This window comes from Neisseria sp. HMSC068C04 (assembly GCF_001810105.1).
In the GTDB taxonomy this organism is placed as follows: domain Bacteria; phylum Pseudomonadota; class Gammaproteobacteria; order Burkholderiales; family Neisseriaceae; genus Neisseria; species Neisseria flavescens_B.
Genome location: NZ_KV799955.1, coordinates 1 through 307, shown reverse-complemented (window position 1 = coordinate 307; position 307 = coordinate 1). Strand labels below are relative to the sequence as shown.

1 pseudogene is annotated in these 307 nt (G+C 46.6%); it reads right to left on the bottom strand.

What is annotated here, in order from left to right:
* Positions 1 to 257, bottom strand: a pseudogene (locus tag HMPREF2700_RS06010) (replication initiation factor family protein); the annotation flags it as partial.
* Positions 258 to 307: the final 50 nt, after the last annotated feature.

The window sequence follows — 307 nt, the reverse complement described above, 5'->3', positions numbered from 1 at the left end:
AGCTCGCTATACTTCACAACAAATTCTGTATCTGAAACCAATCCTTTGCCTGTTACTTTCGGTAAACTGTCTTCGTGAATCGTGAAAGTGATTTGGTCAATAAATGCGCCGTCATCCCTTCCACGTCTTAACGGTATTTCGATGAATTTGCCTTTTCCATCCGATACGAAATGGCTGAAATATTCAAACTCAAAGTCTTGGTTCTCCGATTTTTCCGCACCCTTCGGATTAGGGGTTTTATTTTGCTCCCCCCCTATTAGCCTAGGGGGGCAGCCTTCGGCGGTTGTCGCAGCCTTGCCGTCCGCTG